General features: G+C 73.1%; 18 protein-coding genes. 15 read left to right on the top strand and 3 right to left on the bottom strand.

Going from position 1 to position 21938, the window contains the following annotated elements; all coding sequences use genetic code 11:
• Window positions 1-1220, top strand: a 1220-nt coding sequence (locus tag ABZ321_RS49815) for an Hsp70 family protein (protein ID WP_354903449.1), incomplete at its 5' end; no start/stop codon positions are given.
• 36 nt (window positions 1221-1256) lie between these two features.
• On the opposite strand, the gene ABZ321_RS49810 is transcribed toward ABZ321_RS49815, so the two are convergent.
• Both ABZ321_RS49810 and ABZ321_RS49805 read right to left on the bottom strand, forming a co-directional pair.
• Window positions 1257-3662: a GTPase-associated protein 1-related protein gene (locus ABZ321_RS49810; RefSeq protein ID WP_354903448.1), complete on the bottom strand. Its 2406-nt coding sequence runs from the start codon at window positions 3660-3662 to the stop codon at window positions 1257-1259.
• A gap of 79 nt (window positions 3663-3741) precedes the next feature.
• Window positions 3742-4743 (bottom strand): hypothetical protein, encoded by a 1002-nt coding sequence (locus ABZ321_RS49805; RefSeq protein ID WP_344504520.1) that lies wholly within the window; start codon window positions 4741-4743, stop codon window positions 3742-3744.
• A 545-nt stretch (window positions 4744-5288) separates the two neighbouring features.
• Here ABZ321_RS49805 and ABZ321_RS49800 point away from each other — a divergent pair.
• The 11 genes from ABZ321_RS49800 (at window position 5289) to ABZ321_RS49750 (ending at window position 17534) form a co-directional block, all read left to right on the top strand.
• Window positions 5289-5528 (top strand): hypothetical protein, encoded by a 240-nt coding sequence (locus ABZ321_RS49800; protein ID WP_344504521.1) that lies wholly within the window; start codon window positions 5289-5291, stop codon window positions 5526-5528.
• A gap of 362 nt (window positions 5529-5890) precedes the next feature.
• The gene (locus tag ABZ321_RS49795; protein ID WP_344504522.1) at window positions 5891-6466 is read left to right on the top strand and encodes a TerD family protein; all 576 of its coding nucleotides are present in this window, start codon (window positions 5891-5893) and stop codon (window positions 6464-6466) included.
• A 236-nt stretch (window positions 6467-6702) separates the two neighbouring features.
• Entirely contained in the window at window positions 6703-7926 is a 1224-nt protein-coding gene (locus ABZ321_RS49790) for an HpcH/HpaI aldolase/citrate lyase family protein (protein WP_344504523.1), read from the top strand.
• The gene (locus ABZ321_RS49785) at window positions 7923-9263 is read left to right on the top strand and encodes a phosphoribosyltransferase family protein (RefSeq protein WP_354903446.1); all 1341 of its coding nucleotides are present in this window, start codon (window positions 7923-7925) and stop codon (window positions 9261-9263) included. The genes ABZ321_RS49790 and ABZ321_RS49785 overlap by 4 nt, the downstream gene beginning before the upstream one ends.
• Window positions 9260-10390: a cysteine protease StiP family protein gene (locus ABZ321_RS49780; protein WP_354903444.1), complete on the top strand. Its 1131-nt coding sequence runs from the start codon at window positions 9260-9262 to the stop codon at window positions 10388-10390. The genes ABZ321_RS49785 and ABZ321_RS49780 overlap by 4 nt, the downstream gene beginning before the upstream one ends.
• Complete coding sequence (locus ABZ321_RS49775) at window positions 10387-11205, top strand: hypothetical protein (RefSeq protein WP_354903443.1); 819 nt, start codon at window positions 10387-10389, stop codon at window positions 11203-11205. The genes ABZ321_RS49780 and ABZ321_RS49775 overlap by 4 nt, the downstream gene beginning before the upstream one ends.
• A gap of 28 nt (window positions 11206-11233) precedes the next feature.
• Window positions 11234-12679 (top strand): TerD family protein, encoded by a 1446-nt coding sequence (locus ABZ321_RS49770; RefSeq protein WP_354903441.1) that lies wholly within the window; start codon window positions 11234-11236, stop codon window positions 12677-12679.
• Between the two features lie 49 nt (window positions 12680-12728).
• A complete protein-coding gene (locus ABZ321_RS49765; protein WP_354903440.1) occupies window positions 12729-14447 on the top strand; it encodes a TerD family protein in 1719 nt (572 codons plus the stop codon).
• A gap of 81 nt (window positions 14448-14528) precedes the next feature.
• Window positions 14529-16064 carry a TerD family protein gene (locus tag ABZ321_RS49760; RefSeq protein ID WP_344504529.1) on the top strand — a complete coding sequence of 512 codons (1536 nt, stop codon included), beginning with the start codon at window positions 14529-14531 and terminating at the stop codon, window positions 16062-16064.
• Window positions 16065-16126: 62 nt separating this feature from the next.
• Window positions 16127-16753 carry an AIM24 family protein gene (locus tag ABZ321_RS49755; RefSeq protein WP_344504530.1) on the top strand — a complete coding sequence of 209 codons (627 nt, stop codon included), beginning with the start codon at window positions 16127-16129 and terminating at the stop codon, window positions 16751-16753.
• A 10-nt stretch (window positions 16754-16763) separates the two neighbouring features.
• Window positions 16764-17534 (top strand): AIM24 family protein, encoded by a 771-nt coding sequence (locus tag ABZ321_RS49750; protein WP_354903438.1) that lies wholly within the window; start codon window positions 16764-16766, stop codon window positions 17532-17534.
• 55 nt (window positions 17535-17589) lie between these two features.
• Here the strand turns inward: ABZ321_RS49750 and ABZ321_RS49745 are convergent, their stop codons facing one another.
• Complete coding sequence (locus tag ABZ321_RS49745) at window positions 17590-18621, bottom strand: LacI family DNA-binding transcriptional regulator (RefSeq protein ID WP_354903436.1); 1032 nt, start codon at window positions 18619-18621, stop codon at window positions 17590-17592.
• 196 nt (window positions 18622-18817) lie between these two features.
• Here ABZ321_RS49745 and ABZ321_RS49740 point away from each other — a divergent pair, with 196 nt between their 5' ends.
• The 3 genes from ABZ321_RS49740 to ABZ321_RS49730 all read left to right on the top strand — a co-directional run bounded on the left by ABZ321_RS49740 (window position 18818) and on the right by ABZ321_RS49730 (window position 21820).
• Complete coding sequence (locus ABZ321_RS49740; protein WP_354903434.1) at window positions 18818-19897, top strand: substrate-binding domain-containing protein; 1080 nt, start codon at window positions 18818-18820, stop codon at window positions 19895-19897.
• Between the two features lie 100 nt (window positions 19898-19997).
• Window positions 19998-21020 (top strand): ABC transporter permease, encoded by a 1023-nt coding sequence (locus tag ABZ321_RS49735; protein ID WP_344504534.1) that lies wholly within the window; start codon window positions 19998-20000, stop codon window positions 21018-21020.
• Window positions 21017-21820, top strand: coding sequence for an ATP-binding cassette domain-containing protein (locus ABZ321_RS49730; RefSeq protein WP_354903432.1), 804 nt, complete (start codon window positions 21017-21019; stop codon window positions 21818-21820). Before ABZ321_RS49735 ends, ABZ321_RS49730 begins: the two co-directional genes overlap by 4 nt.
• Window positions 21821-21938: the final 118 nt, after the last annotated feature.

Below are 21938 nucleotides of genomic sequence, written 5' to 3'. Positions count from 1 at the left end.
GGCTCGGCGCGGTGGACCTGGTCAGCGAGCCGCTCGCCGCCGCCGCGTACCTGACCGCGGCGGGTGCCCCGGTGCCGCCGGGCGCCGCGCTGCTCGTCGTCGACCTCGGCGCCGGCACCGCCGACCTCGCCGTGGTCCGCGACGGTCAGGTGGTGGCGCAGGGCGGCCTGGACGTCGGCGGCCTCGACGTCGACGCCGGGCTGGTCGGCGTCCTGGGTGCCGTGGTGTCCGCGGCCGCGCCCGCCGCCTGGCAGCGGCTGGAGTCGCCGGTGACCGCCGCCGACCGCCGCGACCGGCTGCTGCTGTGGCAGGAGGTGCGGGCGGCGAAGGAGAGCCTGTCCCGGCTCAGCGTCGCCCCCGTCCACGTCCCCGGCTACCCGTCGGACCCGCACCTGACCCGCGAGGAGCTGGAGTCGGTCGCCACCCCGCTCCTCGCCCCGGTCGCCGAGCTGGCCGCCGACCTCGTCGCCGCGTCCGGCGGGGAGCCGGCGGAGGTGCTGCTCGTCGGCGGGGGCAGCAGGCTGCCGTCGCTGGCGCGGTTGCTGCACGCGCGGCTCGGCGTCGCGCCCACCACGGTCGAACGGCCCGAGACCGTCGTCGCCGAGGGCGCCCTCCACGCGACCGCGCCGCCGGCCGCGGCCGCCCCCGCCGCGCCCCCGCCGCCGGTGGCGGGACCGGCGGCCACGCCGCTGCGGCGCAGGTGGCTGAGCCCGGCGACGGTGCTGCTGATCCTGCTGTGCTTCGCGCTGCCGTTCGCGACCGTCTCCTGTGGACTCCCCGACGGCTACGGCCGCGCGAAGCCCGGCGGCACGACCAGTTACACCGGCTTCGACCTCGCGTCGGGTGGGACCCCCGACGTCGCGTCCGACCAGCTCCGCCCGGACGGCGAGCGGCGGCCGGACCGGCTCGCGCCGCAGCCGACGTACATCGCCGGACTCCTGCTGCTCGGTGCCGTCCTCGCCGTCACGGTCGGGCTCGCGCAGGACCGGCGCCGCCGGGTGGCCGCCGCCGTCCTCGCCGGGCTCGCCGCCCTCGCCCTCGTCGCGGGTCAGCTGCTCGTCACCGACCGGCTCGCCGCCGCCGTCGCCGGGCAGAGCCGCCTGCCGGAGGGCAGGACACCCGGCGACATGGTCGGCACCGGCCCCGGCTTCTGGCTCGCGGTCACGCTGCTGACCCTCCTCGCCGCCGGCAACCTGGCCGCCCTCCGCACCCGCCGGTGACGCCCCCAGGCCGGGCGGGGTCAGGCCGGGGCGGGGTCAGTGGTTGCCGAACGGGTGGATGAGGCGGCAGATGCGGCGCTGCGAGCGGACGTGCTCCAGGTAGGCCGCCCAGGACGCGGACCAGGCGGGGCCGAAGCCGGCGATGAGCTCGCCGCCGCGGCGCAGCTGGCGGCTCGAGGCACGGGTCGCCCAGCGCAGGACGGGGGCGGTCAGGACGGGGCGGAGGCCGCGGCTGTCGTTGTTGTGCATGAGGTGGTAGGCGATGACCGCGTGCCGCTCGTCGCCCGGCTTGCGGAGCAGGTCGCTGAGCAGGGTGACGTAGTGCTCGACGACGCCGGGGTGGCGGCGCAGGACCGCGAGCAGCTCGCGGGGCGGGGCGCTGCGGGCGAGGGCGGCGGCCACGCCCGGAGAGTGCAGCGTGACCAGGCGGGCCGGCAGCTCCTCCAGCTCGTGCAGCAGCGCGACGACCGGCCCGTCACCGAGCGGCCGGCCGGCCGGACCGGCGGGGGCCGTGGTCAGGCGGCGCACCACGGCGCGCAGGACACGGTCGTCGGCGAGCAGCTGGAAGAGCCGGCGGTGGCGGGGGACCAGACCGGCGTCGACGAGCCGGTGGGCGACGTCCACGTCCTCGTGCGCCAGCGGCGCGTCGCCGATCAGCCGGCCGATGAGCCCTTCCAGGGTCTTCGCCGGCAGCACCACACCGGCCGGCGCCAGGCGCTTGAGCAGCCGCAGCTCGTCCACGGACGGGTCGGTCAGGCTCCACAGGGCGGCGGCCGTCGACAGGAACCGGTCGGGGTCGTGGGCCGCCGCGGTCAGGTGGTGCTCGACGAGCGCGGCGCGTTCGGCGCCGTCCGCGTCGTCACCGACCGCGCCGGCGAGGACGGCCTCGGCGAGCGGCGGCTCGAGGGTGGCGATGCGCGGCAGGAGCCACCGCCACCAGCCGGCGGCGATGTCGTGGCGGCGCACCGGGACGGCCTTGACCCGCCGGGTCAGCTCGTCGACGAGCGCCACGGTGAGCCGGTCGCCGCACGGCCACAGCCCGGGGTCGAAGCCGGCCCGCGGGTGCCCGGCCCAGAACTCGACCAGGTCCCGCCCGCGGTCGGCGAGGTCGGACGGCTGGACGTCGATGCCGAAGCGGCCCGCGACCCGCAGCAGCGCCTCCGACCCGAGCGGCGCGGGCCCGGCGTTGAGGGCGGCGAGGACGAGCCGGCGGGCCGTGGTGTTGTCCGCGGCCGTCCACTCGCCGGCGGGCAGCGCGGGCGGCACTCGGGTGGCGACCTCGGCGCGCAGCGCGGCGGCGTCGGTCTCGCCGCGCAGCAGCGCCAGCCGGACGGCGGCGGCCCTCCCCGTTAGGAGCCCGTCGGCGGCGGCGTCGTCCAGCGCCTCGAGGACCGGTCGCGGCCATGCCGTGACGGAGCTGGTGAACATGTCGGTGATGCCGCCGGTGTACGCGCGGCGAAGCGCCTGCGGGCCGTCGCGCAGCCAGCCGGCGATCGCCGGGGCGTGCGGCAGAGCCGGCTCGCGGCGCAGCACGGCGGCGAGGCCGAGCGCGGCGGCGGCGTCCGGTTCGAGGCCGCAGGCGGCGGTCAGGTCGAGCGCCTCGACGACGGCCCGCGGGTCGTCCTGCAGGAACCCGCCGACCCACCGCAGCGCGTGCGCCGTCGGCGTCGTGGCCGGGAACGCGCCGGCCGCCAGGTCGAAGACGGCGTAGCCGCGGCCGGTGAGCCCGGCGGCCGTGGCGGGGTCGACGCCGACCACGGGGACGCCCGCGGTGGCGGGGTCGCCGGCGTTGACCTCGAAGCCGAGGGCGAGGGCCCGCGCCGGCGGCAGCAGCAGCGTGCCGGCGGCGATCCACTCGACGATCCGGGTGGCCTCCGAGCCGACGAGCACGACCACCGGCGCGTCCGGCTCGCCGGCCCGGTCCAGGGCGGACACCAGCGCCAGGAGCATCGCGGCACCGCCCGGCTGGGCCGCGACGCGCTCCCGGACCAGTGCCGGCGTCAGCGTCGTCGCCGGCCCGCCGCCCGCGAGCGCCCCGCCCGGGATGCGCGGCCCCGGTGGCGGTGACATGGGGGAGTCCGGCGGGACGGCCGCGACCGGCGGGGCGGATGCGACCGGCGAGGCGGATGTGAGGGGCGGAGCGGCCGCGGGGGGCGGGGACCACAGCGGGGCGCCGAAGAGCTGCGCCGGCCGCAGCGTGCCGTAGTCGGCGGGGTCGTCGGTGACGATGCCGTGGCTGACCTGGCCGGCGTCGCCCAGGTGCCGGCGGAGCGTCGTGGCGAACGAGCCGCCGGCCGCGACGTGGCGGAACGACGGCTGCGGCGGGTCCCCGGCACCGGGCTCGTCCCGCCCCGCCGGCTCGTACAGCAGCACCGTGCGCACGGCGCGCGTCCCCCCGAGGAAGGTGGCCGCGGACCGCTCCCGCCGCGTCTCGTCGTCCATGCCGTCGCTCCCATCCTCGCCGCCCACGGTTCGGCGCTCTCTGACGGACCGGTCCGTCGCAGAGATGGGAGCGGTGGGTCTACAGGTCCTCGACGACGGCGAGCACCGCGGCCACGATGTCCCGGATGCGGCCCCGGTCTCGCAGGATGCGGCCGACGTGGTCGCCCGCGGTGTCGCTCAGGCGGGGCCCGCCGTCCAGGGTGGGCACGGCGCCGTCACCGAAGGCGACGGCGATGACCTCGGCGACGACGGTGGCCGGGTCCTCGCCGGCCCGCAGCCGGGTGCGCATCGCGGTCATCGCCAGGTGGGCGAGCTCCCGCATGTACAGGTCGTCGCGCTCGCCGACGTCGATGAGGCTGAGGGCGGGGGTGTCCTGGTCGCCGGCGGGGCACTCCGGCGCGTACCGGGGCACCGGCACGTGCTTGTGCCCGAGGGGGCCCTCGACGTAGCGCTCGTACCACTCCCGCTTCGCCCGCATGACCCGCAGCACCGCCTCGATGTCGTGGCGCACGTCGACGGAGCCGTCCCAGTCGCCGGTGAACCGGCAGCGCAGCGCCGTCCAGCTGTCGACGGGCCACACGTTGGTCCCCGCGGTGACCGGGTTGCCGACCCAGTTGAGCATCTGCACGGCGAGGTGGACCAGCCAGCGGTCGCCGCCGAGCCCGTCGACCAGCCATTTCGGGGCGCGGGGGCGCTGCAGGGCGCCGATCTCGCCGCGCCGGCGGCGATGCCCGTTGACGGTCGCGGAGTTGATGAGGCCGCAGATCCACGCGTCGAGGTTGTCGATGGGGGCGGTCGCGCGCCGGACGACGTCGTGGACGACCGCCTCGACGTCGTCATGGAAGCGGTCCAGGCAGTCGTCGGCCAGGTGTCGGACCGACACCGCGCACGCCGGGTGACCGCGCCTGCGCTCCATGCCCTGGGTGAGCCCCGTGTAGACGACCGGGTAGACCACCGAGTAGGCGCCGCCGGTCAGCCGGAGGCGCTCCGGCTCGTCCGCTCCTGCGACAGTCGTCGCGAGCGTCCCGAGCCTGGCCAGGCTGCGGACCTCATCGGCCGCCGTCGCCAGAAGTCGAGGCATGACGATTCCCCTTCGACAATTTCCAGGCTCGCGTGATGCGGGCAGGCAGTGAGGTGATGCTGCGCCGAATCGTCGTGTTGCACGCACATGCCAGTCTGGCATTGCATATTTGCAAGGGAACGGCACGAACCGGCGAATCGGAGATCGATCAGACCGGTGCGGCTCGGCCTTTCGGCCACCGGTTCCGTCGATCGGCACCGCGGCGTCAACGGATCGCCTTCCGCCGTTCATGAACGAACGACCCTGCCCGGGCGGCGGGGCCGCCACTGCGGTGGATCGGGACCGACGGTGCCGGCCAATGCGTACGGTTCGCCCGCTTTGAGGTCATGTGATCGTCGATGGTCAATGTGATTTCGCGTGCCGTCCGTCAAAGAACATCCGGGCCGTGAGGGCGCGCCCGAGGACCGAGTGTGGAGGGGGCGTCATGCGCGGTTGCACCTGGCCGGCATTTCTGGTCGCCGGTGGGAGGGCCGCCGGACCGGCGTCCGCGTGGCGGTCCCCGGCTGCGGCTGACCCTTCGGGCGCCGGTCTGGGAGCATAGGGGCATGGCCACCCCGCCCACGGACCCGCCGGCTGACCGGATCACCGAGCTGCTGCACCGGGAGCTGCGCACCGCGCGGTCGGCGGCGATGGAGGAAGGGGCCAGCCCCGACGAGATCACCGCGGACCTGACCGAGCGGGTCGCCCGGCTGCGCCGCCTCAACGAGGCCGGCTGGCGCCCGGGCCGCGGCGGCGACCCGTCGCAGGCCACGCCGGACGCTCCCGACCCCGCCGACACCCCCTGACCGGGTGCCCGCCCGGGTTCCCAGCGAATTCGCAGCAACGCCCGCGGGCCTGCGCCAAGCGCCGCCGCCGTTGCCTTCCCGATCGGTAAGCTCGGCCGTGACCTGCGACGACGTGGACCGTGCCGGCCCCCGGCGGGGCCGGGTCCGTGCGGGAGGTTGATCAGGGGCTTGGGGGCAGCCACTACACTCGCACATGAATTTCCGGTGCAATCGATAGCTCCTGTCGTCGGCGGCTCCACTGATCTGCGACTCTTTTCGCGGCAGTCGGCACGTTCATGGCGGCCTTTCGAAATGGTCCGGACGGTTCGGACCGCATTTGCAACAGCGGGGATGCCCCGCATACCGAGTAGTTGGAGGAGTTCGTGGGAGTCAGCCTCAGCAAGGGCGGCAACGTCAGCCTCACCAAGCAGGCGCCCGGCCTGACGGCCGTGTCCGTCGGTCTGGGCTGGGATGTCCGGACCACGACCGGCGCCGAGTTCGACCTGGACGCCAGCGCGATCATCTGCGGCGAGTCCGGCAAGTCCCTCTCGGACAAGCACTTCGTGTTCTTCAACAACCTCGCGTCGCCGGACGGCACGGTCCAGCACCAGGGTGACAACCTCACCGGTGAGGGCGAGGGCGACGACGAGCAGATCAACGTCAACCTGGCCGGCATGGCCGCCGAGGTGAGCAAGATCGCCTTCCTCGTGTCGATCTACGACGCGGACGGCCGCTCGCAGTCCTTCGGCCAGGTGTCCAACGCCTACATCCGGGTCGTCGACCAGAACACCGGCGCCGAGCTCACCCGCTACGACCTGTCGGAGGACGCGTCGACCGAGACCGCGATGGTGTTCGGCGAGCTCTACCGCAACGGCGGCGAGTGGAAGTTCCGCGCCGTCGGTCAGGGTTACGCGTCCGGCCTCGCCGGCATCGCCCGGGACTTCGGCATCAACGTCTGACCCTGACGGGTCCCAGCACCACCGCCGCGGGTCGCCCATCCACACGGACGGACGGCCCGCGGTTCCGTACCCACCGGTCCGTTACGGGCAGCGACCGCAGACTCACGCAGTCCGATATCCGCCACGGGGTTTTCAGGTCTATGCCGCTCGAATTCACAAACCTGACCTAAGGTCCAGGTCGCGCGGCGGCACCGCAGCACGCAGTCCCGCCCGGGTCAGAGAAGAAAGGACACCGAGTGCGCTACTTCTCCCACCTGGACGGGTTGTCCGCCGGGGCGCTGTTCCACCGGCTGCCTGCCACGTTCTTCCAGGACAGTCCCCCTGAAGTGCTCGCCATGGCGCTCGGCGCCACCCTGTACTCCCCGGCGGTGCGTCCGCGCCTGGCCGAGGACATCCTGCGCTGCCACGCCGAGGGCGTGATGAGCATGGTCGGCTGCCTCGAGGACTCGATCCGCGACAGCGAGGTCGACGAGGCCGAGCTGAACCTCGCGCACCAGCTGCGCCTGCTCGCGCGCATGGAGGCGGGCGGGCCGCTGGTCTTCGTGCGGGTCCGCCACGCCGACCAAATCTACCGGCTCGCCGACCGGCTCGGTGACGATCTGCGGATCCTCAGCGGGTTCGTGCTGCCGAAGTTCCGCCCCGACGAGTCCGGCCAGGCGGGGCTGAAGGCGGTCCGGGAGATCGCCGACGGCAGCGGCCTGCCCCTGTATGCGATGCCGGTCCTCGAGACCCCGGAGATCGCCTACGCGGAGACCCGGATGCCGACCCTGCTCGCCGTCCGTGACATGCTCGATGGCAACCGCGACCGGGTCCTGGCCGTCAGGGTCGGCGCGACCGATCTGAGCAGCATCTACGCCCTGCGCCGGACGGCGGAGCTGACCGCGTGGGACGTCAACGTCGTGGCCGGCATCCTGACCGACATCGTCAACGTGCTGGCCCGCCGGGGCGGCTGGGGCGGCCGAGGCGGCCCGGGGTCGCCCACCGCGGGAGCAGGGTACGAGGTGACGGGTCCGGTGTGGGAGTACTTCTCCGGCGGCGAGCGGGTGCTCAAGCCGCAGCTGCGGGTCACGCCGTTCGAGGACCACGACCCGATGCTCCGCACGAAGCTGGTGCGCCAGTCCCTGGACGGCCTGATCCGCGAGATCGTGCTCGACAAGGCCAACGGCATGGTCGGCAAGACCGTCATCCACCCCAGCCACGCGGCGGCCGTGCACGCGCTGAGCGTCGTCAGCCACGAGGAGTACTGCGACGCGAAGGCGATCTGCGAGGACTACGCCGGCGACGGCGGCGGCGGGGTGCTGCGCAGCGTCTACATGAACAAGATGAACGAGGTCCGGCCGCACCTGTCGTGGGCGGAGCGGACCCTGGTGCGCGCCGACATCTTCGGCGTGGCCGCCGAGGGCCTCGACTTCGTCGACTTCCTCGAGGCGTCGGTCAGCAGCAGGGAGCCGGTGGCGTGAGCGAGGTGTGGTCCGGCACGTGGGTGACGGAACGGCTGGACGTCCGGCTCGTCGACGCCGATGGCGGCAGCCCGCGGGTCGCGGACCTGGCGGGGCTCGCCGTGCGGCGCAACCCGCGGCGCGCCCACCTGGTGGTGTCGCAGGTCCTCGGCAAGCACGTGCCCGCCGACCCGCACACGATCTACGCCGCGGGCCGGCTTCTCGGCCTGCGGGCGGCGGCCGTCCTGGGCGCCGAGACCGACCCGGCCGCCGGCTGGGACACGCGCGACTTCGACGAGGTCAAGGTCCCCGACGGCCCGCCGCTGGTGGTCGGGTACGCCGAGACGGCCACCTCCCTCGGGCACGTCGTCGCCGACACGTTCGCCGACGCCGACTACCTGCACTCCACCCGCCGGTCCGTGCCCGGCGTGGCGCTGCTGGGCAGGTTCGACGAGGCGCACAGCCACGCGACCGAGCACCTGCTGCTGCCCGCCGACGCCGACTGGCTCGACCGTGACGGCCCGCTCGTCCTCGTCGACGACGAGCTGACCACGGGCCGCACCGCCCAGGCGACGATCCGCGAGCTGCACGCCGTGCGCCCCCGCGACCGGTACGTCGTCGCCGCCCTGCTCGACCTGCGGACCGCCGCGGACCGGACCGGCTTCGCCGCGCTCGGCGAGGAGCTCGGCACCCGCATCGACGTGGTGTCCCTCGCCGCCGGCGAGGCCCTCCTGCCCGGCGACGCCCTCGAGCGCGGGCGGGACCTGGTGGCGGCGCTGGAGGTACCGCAGCCGCCGCAGCGACCCGGGGACGCCCCTGTGACCAGGATCGACGCCGAGTGGCCGGCCGGCCTGCCCGAGGGCGGCCGGCACGGGTTCGCCGCCGTGCACCGCCCCACGCTGCTGGACACCGCCGACCGGCTCGCGTCGCTGGTGTCCGCGGGGCTGCCCACCGACAACTCCGACGCGCCGGTGCTGGTCCTGGGCAGCGAGGAGCTGATGTACGCGCCGCTGCTGCTGGCCCGCGCGCTCGCCCGGCACCGGCCGGTCCGCTTCTCCTCCACGACCCGCTCGCCGGTCCTGCCGGTCGACACGCCCGGGTACGCGATCCGCACCAGGCTCACGTTCGCCGCGCACGACGGCACCGACACCGACAAGCCCCGCTTCGCGTACAACGTGCGCGGCTTCGACCGGATCGTGCTCGTCGTCGACCGGACCGGCGATTCTCCCGCACTGTGGGAGGACGGGGGGCTGGTGGCGGCGCTGCGCGGAGTCTGCCAAGGTGTCACGGTCGTGGTCATCCCGGACCTCCGGCCGGCAGTCACCCGAGCAACGGATCCGCAGGAAGGTACCCGGTGAACGTCCAACCCCCACCGCCGCTGCACGGCCCGGACTTCTCGTCCTACGCCGCGTCCGAGGTGAGCTGGCTGCTGACCGACCTTTCGCACGTGAGCCTGGAGGCGCCCGCGGAGGAGCGCGAGGCGATGATGCAGGCGAAGGCCGGCCACTACGCCGAGTCGCTGCCGATCGAGTACCAGCCGACGGGGGAGTACCTCGAGCTGTTCCACGAGGCCCTGGCCGCGTCGGCGGCGCGGGTCGCGCACGCGGTCGGCGTCGTCACCGAGCTGGTCATCAAGGCGCGCTCGTCGGACGCGGTGCTCGTGTCCCTCGCCCGGGCCGGCACGCCGGTCGGGATCCTCATGCGCCGCTGGGCGCAGTTCGCGCACGGCGTGGAGCTGCCGCACTACGCGGTGTCGATCGTGCGCGGCCGCGGCATCGACGGTGAGGCGATGCGGCACCTCGCCCGGCACCACGACCCGGCCCAGGTCATGTTCGTCGACGGGTGGACCGGCAAGGGCGCGATCTGCCGCGAGCTGCGCGAGGCCGTCGCGGGGCTGCCCTTCGACCCGACGCTCGCGGTGCTGGCCGACCCCGGCGGCTGCACGGAGATCTTCGGCACCCGCGACGACTTCCTCATCCCGTCCGCCTGCCTCAACTCGACCGTGTCGGGCCTCGTGTCGCGGACGGTGCTCAACGACCGGTACATCGGGCCCGGCCAGTTCCACGGCGCGAAGTTCTACCGGGAGCTCGCCCCCGGCGACGTGTCGAACCTGTTCCTCGACGCCGTCGAGGCGCACTTCCCGGCGGTCGCCGCCAGCGTCGCCGCCGACGGGCCCGTGCTCGCCGCCACCGACCGCACCCCCGACTGGAGCGGCTGGAACATCGCGGTGCGGCTCGCCGCCGAGTACGGCCTCGACGACATCAACCTGCTCAAGCCCGGCGTCGGCGAGACCACCCGGGTGCTGCTGCGCCGCTCCCCGTGGCGGATCCTGATCCGCCCGGACGCGCACGCCGAGCTCGGCCACATCCTGCTCCTCGCCAAGGACACCGGCGTCCCGGTCGACGAGGTCGCCGACCTGCCCTACGCGTGCGTCGGCCTGATCCGCCCCAAGGGGCTCAGAGGGTTCGAGGGGGCCACGCAATGACGACCGTGGTCGCCACGGACCTCGACGGGACCGTGATCTTCTCCGAGAAGGCGATGTCGCACGGGCCGGTCCGCCCCGCGGACGAGGACCTCGTGCCCATCGACGTCGACGGTGACCGGATCTACGCGTACATGACCACCAGGGTCGTGCGGCAGTGGACCGGGCTCGCCGACGCCGGCGTGGTCGTGCCCGCCACGACCCGCTCCGTCGAGCAGTACCAGCGGCTGCGCCTGCCCGGGCGGCGCCCCGCGGCGGCGGTCGTGTGCAACGGCGCCCGCCTGCTGGTCGACGGCGAGTCCGACCCGGCCTGGGAGCGGCAGGTGCGCGGCCGCCTCGGCGCGGGCGGCGCGTCGTTCGACGACGTGTGGCGGGAGGCGCAGCGCTGGCGCGACCAGCGCGGCTTCGACGCGGTCCGCGCGGTCGAGGACTTCTTCATCTACCTCACCGTCAAGGTCCGCGAGCCGTGGCTGACGGACTTCGCCGAGGAGACCGCCGGCTGGGGGCGGATCAACGGCTGGAGGGTCTCACTGCAGGGCCGGAAGCTGTATCTTCTGCCCACCGGGCTGGACAAGGCCGCGGCGGTGGCGCATGCCGCCGAGCGGCTGGGCGCGGACCGGGTCGTCGCCGGCGGGGACTCCCTGCTGGACGCCGACATGCTCCGGGCGGCGCACGCGGCGATCCGGCCGGCGCACGGAGAGCTGCACCTCACGGGCTTCACCTCGCCGCACTGCCTGACCACGGCCTCCGCGGGGGCGGCGGCCGGCGACGAGATTCTGGACTGGTACGTGGCGCAGACCGGTGACGGTCGGCCTTGAGGGACATCTGACAAGAGGAGAACAGAGCATGGCCACCGTGCTGGTGAAGGGCCAGAACACCGCGCTGACCGCCAACGACGTGCGCGTCGTGGTGGAGGTCGGCGTCGCCACCGACCTGTCCGCGCTGCTGGTGACGGCGGCCGGCAAGGTACGCACCGACACCGACTTCGTCTTCTACAACCAGCCGCAGGGGCCCGGTGTCTCCGTCAGTGACATTGGCGGCGGCAAGTGGCAGGCGTCGGTCACCACCGGCGCGATCCCGGCCGACGTCGACAAGGTCCGCGTCGTGGTCAGCGTCGATGGCACCGGCCAGCGGTTCGGGCAGTTCGCCCCGCCGGTCGCCAAGGTGTACGACCAGGCCGGCGGCGAGCTCGTCCAGTACGTGATCACCGGGCTGGACACCGAGAGCATGGTCATCGCGCTGGAGATCTACCGCCGCGGTGCCGAGTGGAAGGTCCGGGCCGTCGGCCAGGGCTACGCCGGCGGCCTCGCCGACCTGGTCCGCGACCACGGCGTGTCGGTCGACGACGCGCCGGCGCCGGCCGCGACCCCGCAGTCCGCCCCGCCCGCCCCGCAGTCCGCGCCGCCGGTGGCCCAGCCGCCCGCCACGCCGCCGCCGCCCGCCGCGCCGGTGTACACGATGCCCGCGCAGACGGCGCCCACGCATGTCGCACCGCCGCAGGAGACGCCGGCGTACGGGCAGCAGACCCCGCAGCACAACCCGCCGCCGTACGGCCAGCAGCCCCCGGCCGCCCCGCCCTACGGTCAGCAGCCTCCCACCGCCCCGTACGGCCAGCAGCCGCCGGCCGCCCCGTACGGGCAGCCGACCCAGCAGATGCCGCCGGTCGCGCCGCCGCAGCCCGCCGCCCCGCCGCAGGACGCCCCGGTCGGCGGCCCCGGCGGCCCCGTCAACCTCAGCAAGGGCCAGCGGGTGTCGCTGCGCAAGCAGGACGGCACGTCGCTCAGCCTGGTCCGGATGGGTCTGGGCTGGGACCCGCTGAAGAAGCGCGGCCTGTTCGGCAACCGCGAGGTCGAGATCGACCTGGACGCCTCGGCGATCCTGTTCGCCGACAAGCAGCCGGTGGACATCGCGTTCTTCAACCAGCTGCGCAGCAAGGACGGCTCCGTCCAGCACACCGGTGACAACCGCACCGGCGCCGGCGACGGCGACGACGAGTCGATCGTCGTGGACCTCAACCGCGTCCCCGCCCACGTCACCTCGATCATCTTCGTGGTCACGTCGTACGAGGGGCACACCTTCGCGCAGGTCGAGCAGGCCTTCTGTCGGCTGGTGGACGAGACGACCCGCGCGGAGCTCACCCGCTATACGCTCTCCGGCGGCACGCCGAGCACCGGCATGGTCATGGCCAAGCTGCACCGCGACGGCAACGCCTGGAAGATGACGGCGATCGGCGAGCCCCAGAACGCCAAGCAGCCGCTGGAGATGATCCCGCAGCTCGGTCGCTTCCTGTAGGGCCCCGGCAGTCAGGAGTCAGGATCCGTCGGCATCAGGAGGGGGAACAATGACGGTGGTCTTCGTCAAGGGGCAGAACGCGCCCCTGGCGGCGCAGCAGGTCAGGATCATGGTCGACGCGAGCGTCGCGGTCGACCTGTCGGCGTTGCTGCTCGCGGAGACGGGACGCGTCCGGACCGACGGTGACTTCGTCTTCTACAACCAGCCGGCGGCGCCGGGGCTGACGTGGCTGACCGGCGGCGCCGGCGGGGCGCAACGGGTCGAGATCGACCTGGCGAAGATCCCCGCCGACGTCGACCGGGTCATCGCCGTCATCAGCCCCGACGACCACACCACGACGTTCGGGTCCGGCCCGGCGCCGGTCGCCCGGCTCGTCGAGGCGACCGGCACGGAGCTGGGGACGTTCGCCATGCAGGGCCTCAGCGAGGAGCGGGCCGTCATCGCCTGGGAGCTGTACCGCCGGGCCGGCGCCTGGAAGGTCCGCGCCATCGGCCAGGGCTACTCCGGCGGCCTGGCCCAGCTGATCGCGGCGCACGGGGTGGACGTCGAGCAGGAGGAGCCGCCGCCGGCGCCGGTGACGTCGTCCCCGCACTTCCCGGGCACGTCGGGGCCGGTGACGTCGTCGCCGCACTTCCCGGGCGCCGGCGCGGCCCCGGCCGCCGCCTCGCAGCAGCCGCTGCCTGAGGTCGGCGGCCCCCTGGAGGAGCGCCTCTACCAGCAGGTGTGGTCGATCTTCCAGGACGCGGCCCGGTCCACGTCGGCGCTGCGCTCCGCCGTCGGCTACGCGGAGCAGCGCCGCGACAACGAGGTCGGCGAGCTGCTCAACGACCCGCGGCTGCGCAACTCGCCGCAGACGGCCGCGGCCCGCGCCGAGGCCGACCGCCGCCACGACGAGCTCGTCCGCCGCGCCGAGACGGACCGCCGCCGCGACGTCGAACAGCTCGTCACCGAGCTCAGGAGCCTCGCGGGCACGCTTCCGGCGCCGATGGCCGCCTGGGACAGCCCGCGCTGGCGGGACTGGCGCCTGCCGGAGACGATGACCGCCGGCATCCGCGTCGGTGACGTGCACGTGCCGGAGTCGCCGGAGCTGCGGATCCCGCTGCTGTTCCGGCTGCCGCTGATGCGGGCGCTGTGGATCGACTCGACCGGCGCCGACCGGGCCGCGGCCCAGGCGATGGCCCGCTCCGTCGTCGTGCGGCTCCTCGCCGCGCACCCGCCGGGCCAGCTCAGCGTGCAGGTGGCCGACCTCGCCGGCGGCGGCGCCGCGGGCCGCGCCTTCGACGGCGCCCACCTCGGCGGCGCGCCCGGCGGGGCGGCGTCGGTGCCGGTCGCCGCGACCCCGCAGGCGCTCAGCGACATGCTGGAGCACCTCGTCGAGCGGGTCGACCTGGTGCAGATGGCGATGCGCGCCGGCGCGATGGGCTCGCCCTACGAGAACATCGACGGCGGGCGGCGGCTGCTCGTGCTGCACGACTTCCCGTACGGTTTCGACGAGGCCACCTTCGCCCGCCTGCAGTACCTGCTCAACGAGGGGCCCGAGGCCGGCGTGCACGTGCTGATGGTCGCCGACCCGGCGGACTCCTCGACGCTCGGCCCCATGGTCGGGGCGGTGTGGCGCTCGATGGCCCGGCTGCCGGTCGTGTCCGGCGACCACATGGGCGACCCGTGGGTGGGGCTGACCTGGACGTTCACGCCGGACGTGACCACGGGCAGCGCCGCCGTCGACGAGATCCTGGCCCGCCTCGCCCGTCAGGCGAACGGGCAATGAACCGGCCGTGTCCCGCGGGGGTTGTCCGGTGCCGCTATAAGTTGATCGCAGACGCGCTGTCGTTGTAGCCGAGGAGATCACGTGTCTCAGTCATTCACTCGGGGGCAGAAGAGCCCGATTTCGAACTTCACCACGGGAGATGATCTGTATGTAGGCATCCAGTTGAACGCTCCCGGGATCACGTGGGACATCTCGTGCTTCGGGCTGGATGCCGACGACAAGCTCGTGGACGACAACTACTTCATCTTCTTCAACCAGCCGAAGTCGCCCGAGGGGTCGATCCAGAAGCTGGGCCCGCAGTCCGGTGACACCGACTCGTTCCGGGCGACGCTCAACGCCGTGCCGGAGAAGGTCGCGAAGCTGTCGTTCTGCGCGGCGATCGAGACGTCCGGCACCGCCAGCCAGCTCCAGTCCGGCTACCTGCGCATCGTCGCGGGCGGGCAGGAGGTCATGCGGTACAGCTTCACCGGCGCCGACTTCGGCACCGAGCGGGCGATCATCATCGGCGACCTCTACCGCAAGGGTGTCTGGCGCGCCGCCGCCGTCGGGCAGGGCTTCGCCGGCGGTCTCGCCGACCTGATCCGCTCGTACGGTGGCAACGTCGACGACGAGCCCGCGCCGGCGCCTTCGGGTCCCGCGCCCGGCTTCGCGCCGCCGCCCGGTGGCCCTCCGCCGCAGCAGGGTTTCGCCCCGCCGCCCCCGCCGCCGACCCAGCAGTTCGCGCCGCCGCCTCCGCCGCCCCAGCAGCAGTTCGCGCCGGCGCCGCAGCAGCAGGGCTTCCCGCCGCAGCAGCCCGGGTACCCGCCGCAGCAGCCCGGCTATCCGCCGCAGGGCCAGCCCGGTTACCCGCCCCAGCAGCAGGGCTTCCCGCCGCAGGGCCAGCCGGGGTACCCGCCGCAGGGCCAGCCCGGTTACCCGCCGCAGCAGGGCGACCTGCTGCCGTCGCAGGCCCAGCGGGTCCAGCCCGGCGTCATGCACAGCATCCAGAAGTACAAGGAAGCGCCGACCACCGGCCGCTGGACGAAGCAGAACGGCAAGCTCGTCAAGGTCACCCTCGGTCCGGACGCCCACGCGCGGCGCGGGTCGATGGTCGCCTACCAGGGCAACGTCGAGTTCGAGTACAAGGGCTCCGGCGGCCTGAAGGCGATGTTCGAGGGCGCGATGACCGGCCAGGGCCTGAAGCTCATGACCCTGAAGGGCCAGGGCGAGGTGTTCCTCGCCGAGAACGCCAGCGACCTGCACATCGTCGAGCTGCAGGGCCAGGCGCTGTGCATCAACGCCAACAACGTGCTCGCCTTCGACTCGACCCTCCAGACCGAGGTCAAGCGGATCGAGAGCCCCGGCATCCCGGGTGGCGGCATGTTCCACCTGGAGGTCAGGGGCCAGGGCACCGTCGTGGTCATGACCAAGGGCACCCCGGTCACGCTGCAGTGCCAGGGCCCGACGTTCGGTGACATGAACGCCGTCGTCGCCTGGACCGCCGGCATGCGGGTCGCGGTGTCGACGCAGGTCCGGGTGTCCCGGCAGATCTACGCCGGCGCCAGCGGCGAGTCCGTCGCGCTCCAGTTCATGGGAATGCAGGGCCACTTCGTCGTGGTCCAGCCCTACGAGGTCTGAAAGGGGACGCTGTGCAGAGTCCGCTGCTCCAACACTATGGCCAGACGCAGGTCCGGGACCGGATGAGTCTCCACGGCAGCAAGATCGCCAAGATCATCATGGGGCCGGGTCAGGATCTCATGGCCCGCACCGGCTCGATGATCGCCTACGAGGGGCTCATCGACTTCAACCCCAACCCGCCGCAGCTGGGCCAGATGGCCCGCTCCTGGGCGACCGGCGAAGGCGTGCCGCTGATGACCGCCACCGGCCAGGGCGAGCTGTACCTCGCCGACTACGGCAAGGAGGTCGTCGTCGTGCAGCTCGCCGGCGAGGGCCTGTCCGTCAACGGCAAGAACATCCTCGCCTTCGACGCGACCCTCCAGTGGAGCATCGAGCGGGTCAAGGGCGTCAGCATGCTGTCCGGCATGGGCATGTTCAACGTGGTCATCCGCGGCAACGGCTGGGTCGCGCTGACCAGCAAGGGCACGCCCGTCGTCCTCGACACCCGCGAGGCACCGACCTATGTGGACACCGACGCGCTCGTCGGCTTCACCGACGGGCTGAGCATCAGCCCCAAGCGCACCGCCCGCTTCGGCAGCCTCATCGGCCGTGGCTCCGGTGAGTCGTTCCAGCTCGGCTTCTCCGGGCAGGGTTTCGTGATGGTCCAGCCGAGCGAGGACGCGCGCCCCGCGGTCTCGGTCCGGGGCTGAGGAGACAGACATGTATCAGAGTTCCCTGCTGGCCAACCAGGAAGTCCAGAGCAACGAGCGCTTCGCGCTGCAGAACGGCAAGATGCTCAAGGCGACCCTCGGCCAGGCCAGTGGCATGCGGGAGTTCTACGCCCGCAAGGGCGCGATGGTCGCCTACCAGGGCGGCGTGAACTTCGACGCGCAGTACCAGGGCTGGGGCTCGCACGTGGCCCGGCACTTCACCGGTGAGGGCCTGAACCTGATGAAGGTCTCCGGCAGCGGCACGGTGTTCCTGGCCAACCAGGCCCAGGACATCCACATCCTCGACCTCACCGGCGACGGCCTCACCGTCGACGGCAACAACGTCCTCGCCTTCGAGACCCAGCTGCGCTGGGACATCGTCCGCATCGACTCGCAGGTGGAGATCGCCGGCGCCGGCGGCTACAACATCGACCTCGGCGGCAACGGCAAGGTGGCGGTCACCACGACCGGCGCGCCGCTGGTCATGCGGGTCACCCCGAACAACTACTACTTCGCCGACGCCGACGCGGTCATCGCCTGGAGCTCGAGCCTGCAGGTCAGCATGCAGGCGGCGGTCACGTCCTCGTCGGTGTGGCGCCCCCGCGGCAACACGGGCGAGAGCTGGCAGATGCAGTTCACCGGCGAAGGCTTCGTCGTGGTCCAGCCGGCCGAGCTCATGCCGCCCTACGACGCCCTCGCCGGCACCAACCTCGCCGGCCGCTTCGGCCTCGGCCAGCAGGGCGGCATGCAGGGCAACAACTTCTTCGGCGGCGGCCGCTAGCTCCCCCGTGATCCGGAAGACCTTGTGCAGTCATAGGTGCACAAGGTCTTCCGGATCACGGCGTTTCCGGCCTGAGCTCGCCGGAGCCGCGGACGATCAGGCGGGTCTCGACCAGATGCGTGGTGGGCTCCCAGTCCTCGCCGTCGAGGCGGCGGAACAGGATGTCGGCGGCGACCCGGCCCATCCGGTACGGGTCCTGCGACACCACCGTCACCGCCGGCTCCAGCAGGTCCGCCAGGGGGAAGTCGTCGAAGCCGACGACCGCGACCCGATGCTGCAGCCCCCGGGCGCGCAGGGCGCGGATCGCGCCGATCGTGATGAGGTTCTGCGCGCTGAAGCACGCCGTCGGCGGGGTGGCGGAGTCCAGGAGCCGGCCGAACGCGGCCTCGGCCGCCTCGGTGGTGTGCAGGTCGTGCGCGATGTGCGCGGGGTCGGGCCGGATGCCGTGGTCGCTGAGGGCCTCCTTGTAGCCCTGGAAGCGGCGCCGGGCGGTCGCGATCGTGTGCAGGTCGCCGAGGAAGGCGATGTCGCGGTGCCCGTGGGCGGCGAGGTGGCGGACCGCGTCGGCGGCGCCTGACTCGTTGTCGACGAGGACGGCGTCGGCGTGCAGGCCGACGGGCGGGCGGTCGACGAAGACGAGCGGCGTGCCGGTGGTGACCTCGCGGGTCAGGTACGCCTGGTTGTCGCTGGCCGGCACGATCAGCATCGCGTCGGCCTGGCGCATCGCGAACGCCCGTACCAACGCGCGTTCGCGGGAAGGGTCCTCCTCGACGCTGCCGGCGAAGACCATCACGTCGCGGGCGTGCGCGACGTCCTCGAGCGCCCGGTACAGCGCCGAGGAGAACGGGTTGGAGACGTCCTCGAGGACGGCGGCGACGGCGGCGGTGCGGCCGCCCGCGCGGCGCAGGCTGCTCGCGGTGATGTTGGGCCGGTACTCCAGCTGCCTGATCGCCCGCTCGACGGCGCCCGCCTTCGACGGGCTGACGCCCGGCTCGCCGTTGACGACCCGCGACACCGTCTTCGGGCTGACCCCCGCCAGCTGCGCCACGTCGCGCAGCGTCGGGCGGGCACGGGCGGCGCTGTCCACGGCACTCCCTCGCGGCAAGATCGGCTGCACCATTATCGCCGGGCCCGCCAAGTGTCCCCGACGCAGGTCGGTTTGACAACGATGTCAAGTCGCTGCCGTACAGCGCCAAGAGCATCAGCGCCGTCATATTGACAATCATGATGAGGTGGGTCGACACTCCTTGACATCGTTGTCAAAGCTGCCTTGAGGAGTTGACATGATGCAACGCAACCGTCCGGCGGCAGGGCTGCTCGCCGTCGCGCTGCTCGCCGTCGCGCTGGTCGCCGCCGGGCTCACCGGCGCGTGCGGCGACGACAGCGGCGACGGCCAGGTGTCGGTCTCGCTGATCACGAAGAACTCGACCAACCCGTTCTTCGTCACCATGCAGGACGGCGCGAAGCAGGCCGCCGCCGCCGAAGGCGTCAAGCTGACCGTCGCCGCGGGCAAGGCCGACGGCGACGAGGCCGGCCAGGTGCAGGCCATCGAGGACGCCATCGCCCGCGGCGACAAGGGCATCCTCATCACGCCGAACGGCCCGGGCGTCAACCCGGCGATCAAGAAGGCCCGCGACGCCGGCCTGTACGTCATCGCCCTCGACACCCCGCCGGACCCGGCGGACACCGTCGACATCACGTTCGCCACCGACAACTTCAAGGCCGGCGAGCTCATCGGCAAGTGGACCGCCGCGCAGCTCGGCGGCAAACCCGCCACGATCGCCATGCTCGACCTGTTCAACGACAAGATCGTCTCGGTGGACTACAACCGGGACCAGGGCTTCCTGACCGGCATGGGGATCGACGTCAAGGACAAGAAGCGCAACGGCGACGAGGCGAAGACCGGCAGCTACTCCGGCGGCACGTACAGCATCGTGTGCAACGAGCCGACGGGCGGGGCGGAGGACGGCGGCCGTACCGCCATGGAACGCTGCCTGACGAAGAACCCCTCGGTCAACGTCGTCTACACCATCAACGAGCCGGCCGCCGTCGGCGCGCAGAAGGCGCTCAAGGCCGCGGGCACGCAGAACGTCCTCGTCGTCTCCATCGACGGCGGCTGCGACGGCGTCAAGCAGGTCAAGGACGGGCTCATCAACGCGACGTCGCAGCAGTACCCGACGAAGATGGCCGAGCTCGGCGTGAAGGCGATCAAGCAGATCGCCACCGGCGGCGAGAAGCCGAAGGTCACCGGCGGCCTCGACTTCTTCGACACCGGCGTCACCCTCGTCACGGACAAGCCGGCCACCGGCGTGGAGAGCATCGACAGCACCGCCGCCACCAGCCGCTGCTGGGGCAAGTCATGACCGCGCTCGCTCGTGAGTTCTGCCGTCGCCGGTCGCTGCTGGAGTACGTCGTGACCGCGCTCGTGAGTCCTTCCGCCGCCGGTCGCTGCGGGGGTACGTCGTGACCGCGCTCGCGAGCACCGCCGCCGAGCAGTTCGCGCTCCGCCGCCGCTCGCCGATCCAGCGGGTCCAGCACGTGCTGCACTCGTACCCCGCGATCAGCCCGTTCCTGGTGCTCGTCCTCTCCTTCGCCGTGTTCTCGCTCATCAACCCGCGCTTCGCCCAGCCCAACGCGCTGTCGCTGGTGCTGCAGCAGGTCGCCGTCATCGGCGCCCTCGCCGTCGGGCAGACCCTGGTCATCCTCACCGCCGGCATCGACCTCTCCGTCGGCGCCGTCACGATCCTCGCCATGATGCTGTCCGCGAAGCTCGCCTCGGACGGCGGCATCCCCGGCGTCCTCGCCGTGCTCGTCGGCATCGCCGTCGGCGTCGCCGCCGGCACCCTCAACGGCGCGCTCGTCACCCGCATCGGGCTGCCACCGTTCATCGTCACGCTCGGCACCCTCAGCGTCTTCACCGCGATCGGGCTGCTGTACTCGAAGGGCCAGAGCGTCCAGTCCGCCGACCTGCCGGCACTGCTCAACTGGACCGGGGAGACGTTCGCGATCGGCCGCTTCCGCATCACCGCCGGCGTGGTCCTCGTCGCCGTCCTGTACGTCGTGGTCGGCTTCGCCCTCGCCAACACCGCGTGGGGCCGACACGTGTACGCGGTCGGCGACGACAAGGAGGCCGCCCGGCTCGCCGGCATCCGCGTCGACCGGGTGCTGCTCAGCGTCTACGTCACGGCCGGCGCCATCTACGGCCTCACCGCCTGGATCCTCATCGGCCGCGCCGGCGCCGCCAGCCCCAACGCGATCACCGACGCCAACCTGGAGAGCATCACCGCCGTCGTCATCGGCGGCACCAGCCTCTTCGGCGGCCGCGGCGCCGTCCTCGGTACGCTGCTCGGCGCCCTCATCGTCGGCTTCTTCCGCAGCGGCCTGTCCCTCGCCGGCGTCGACGACCAGTACCGCGTCCTCGCCGTCGGCCTGCTCGTCCTGCTCGCCGTCGCCGTCGACCAGTGGATCAGGAGGGTCCGCGCATGACCGATCCCGTGCTCTCCGCGCGTGGCCTGGTGAAGACCTTCGGCCGGGTCGTCGGCCTCGACGGCGTCGACATCGACCTGTACCCGGGGGAGGTCCTCGCCGTCATCGGCGACAACGGCGCCGGCAAGTCCACGCTCATCAAGTGCCTCACCGGCGCCCTCGTCCCCGACGCCGGCACGCTGTCGCTGGACGGCCGGCCGGTGCACTTCAAGCGGCCGCAGGACGCCCGCGAGGCCGGCATCGAGACCGTCTACCAGACCCTCGCGGTCGCGCCGGCCCTCGACATCGCCAGCAACCTGTACCTCGGCCGGGAACGCCTGCGCCCCGGCCCGCTCGGCACCGTCCTGCGGATGCTCGACAAGAAGGGCATGCGCCGCGACGCCGGCCAGGCCCTCGCCGACCTGGGCATCGGCACCCTGCAGAACATGGCCCAGCCCGTCGAGACCCTCTCCGGCGGCCAGCGCCAGGCCGTCGCCGTCGCCCGCGCCGCCGCCTTCGGCAGCAAGGTCATCGTCCTGGACGAGCCGACCGCCGCCCTCGGCGTCCGCGAGTCCAACCAGGTCCTGAAGATGATCGGCGAGGTCCGCTCCCGCGGCCTGCCCGTCATCCTCATCAGCCACAACATGCCCCACGTCTTCGAGGTCGCCGACCGCATCCACATCCAGCGCCTCGGCCGCCGCGCCGGCCTCATCACCCCCCGCTCCCACACCATGTCGGAGGCGGTCGCCGTCATGACCGGCGCCACCACCCTGACCGAAACCCCGGACCGCCCTGACGCCGGCAAGGCCGGTGCTACGTGATCACCGCCGCCGTCACGACTGGCGCCACGACGCCGCCCGAGACCCTGGGCCGCTCTGACGGCCGCAAGGACGGTGCTGCGTGATCACGACTGGCGCCACGACGCTGGCCGAGACCCTG

Source organism: Dactylosporangium sp. NPDC006015 (assembly GCF_040614215.1).
GTDB classification, from domain to species: Bacteria; Actinomycetota; Actinomycetes; order Mycobacteriales; family Micromonosporaceae; genus Dactylosporangium; species Dactylosporangium maewongense.
The sequence above is the reverse complement of the archived record's forward strand: the minus strand, read 5'-3'. Positions and strand labels throughout refer to the sequence as shown.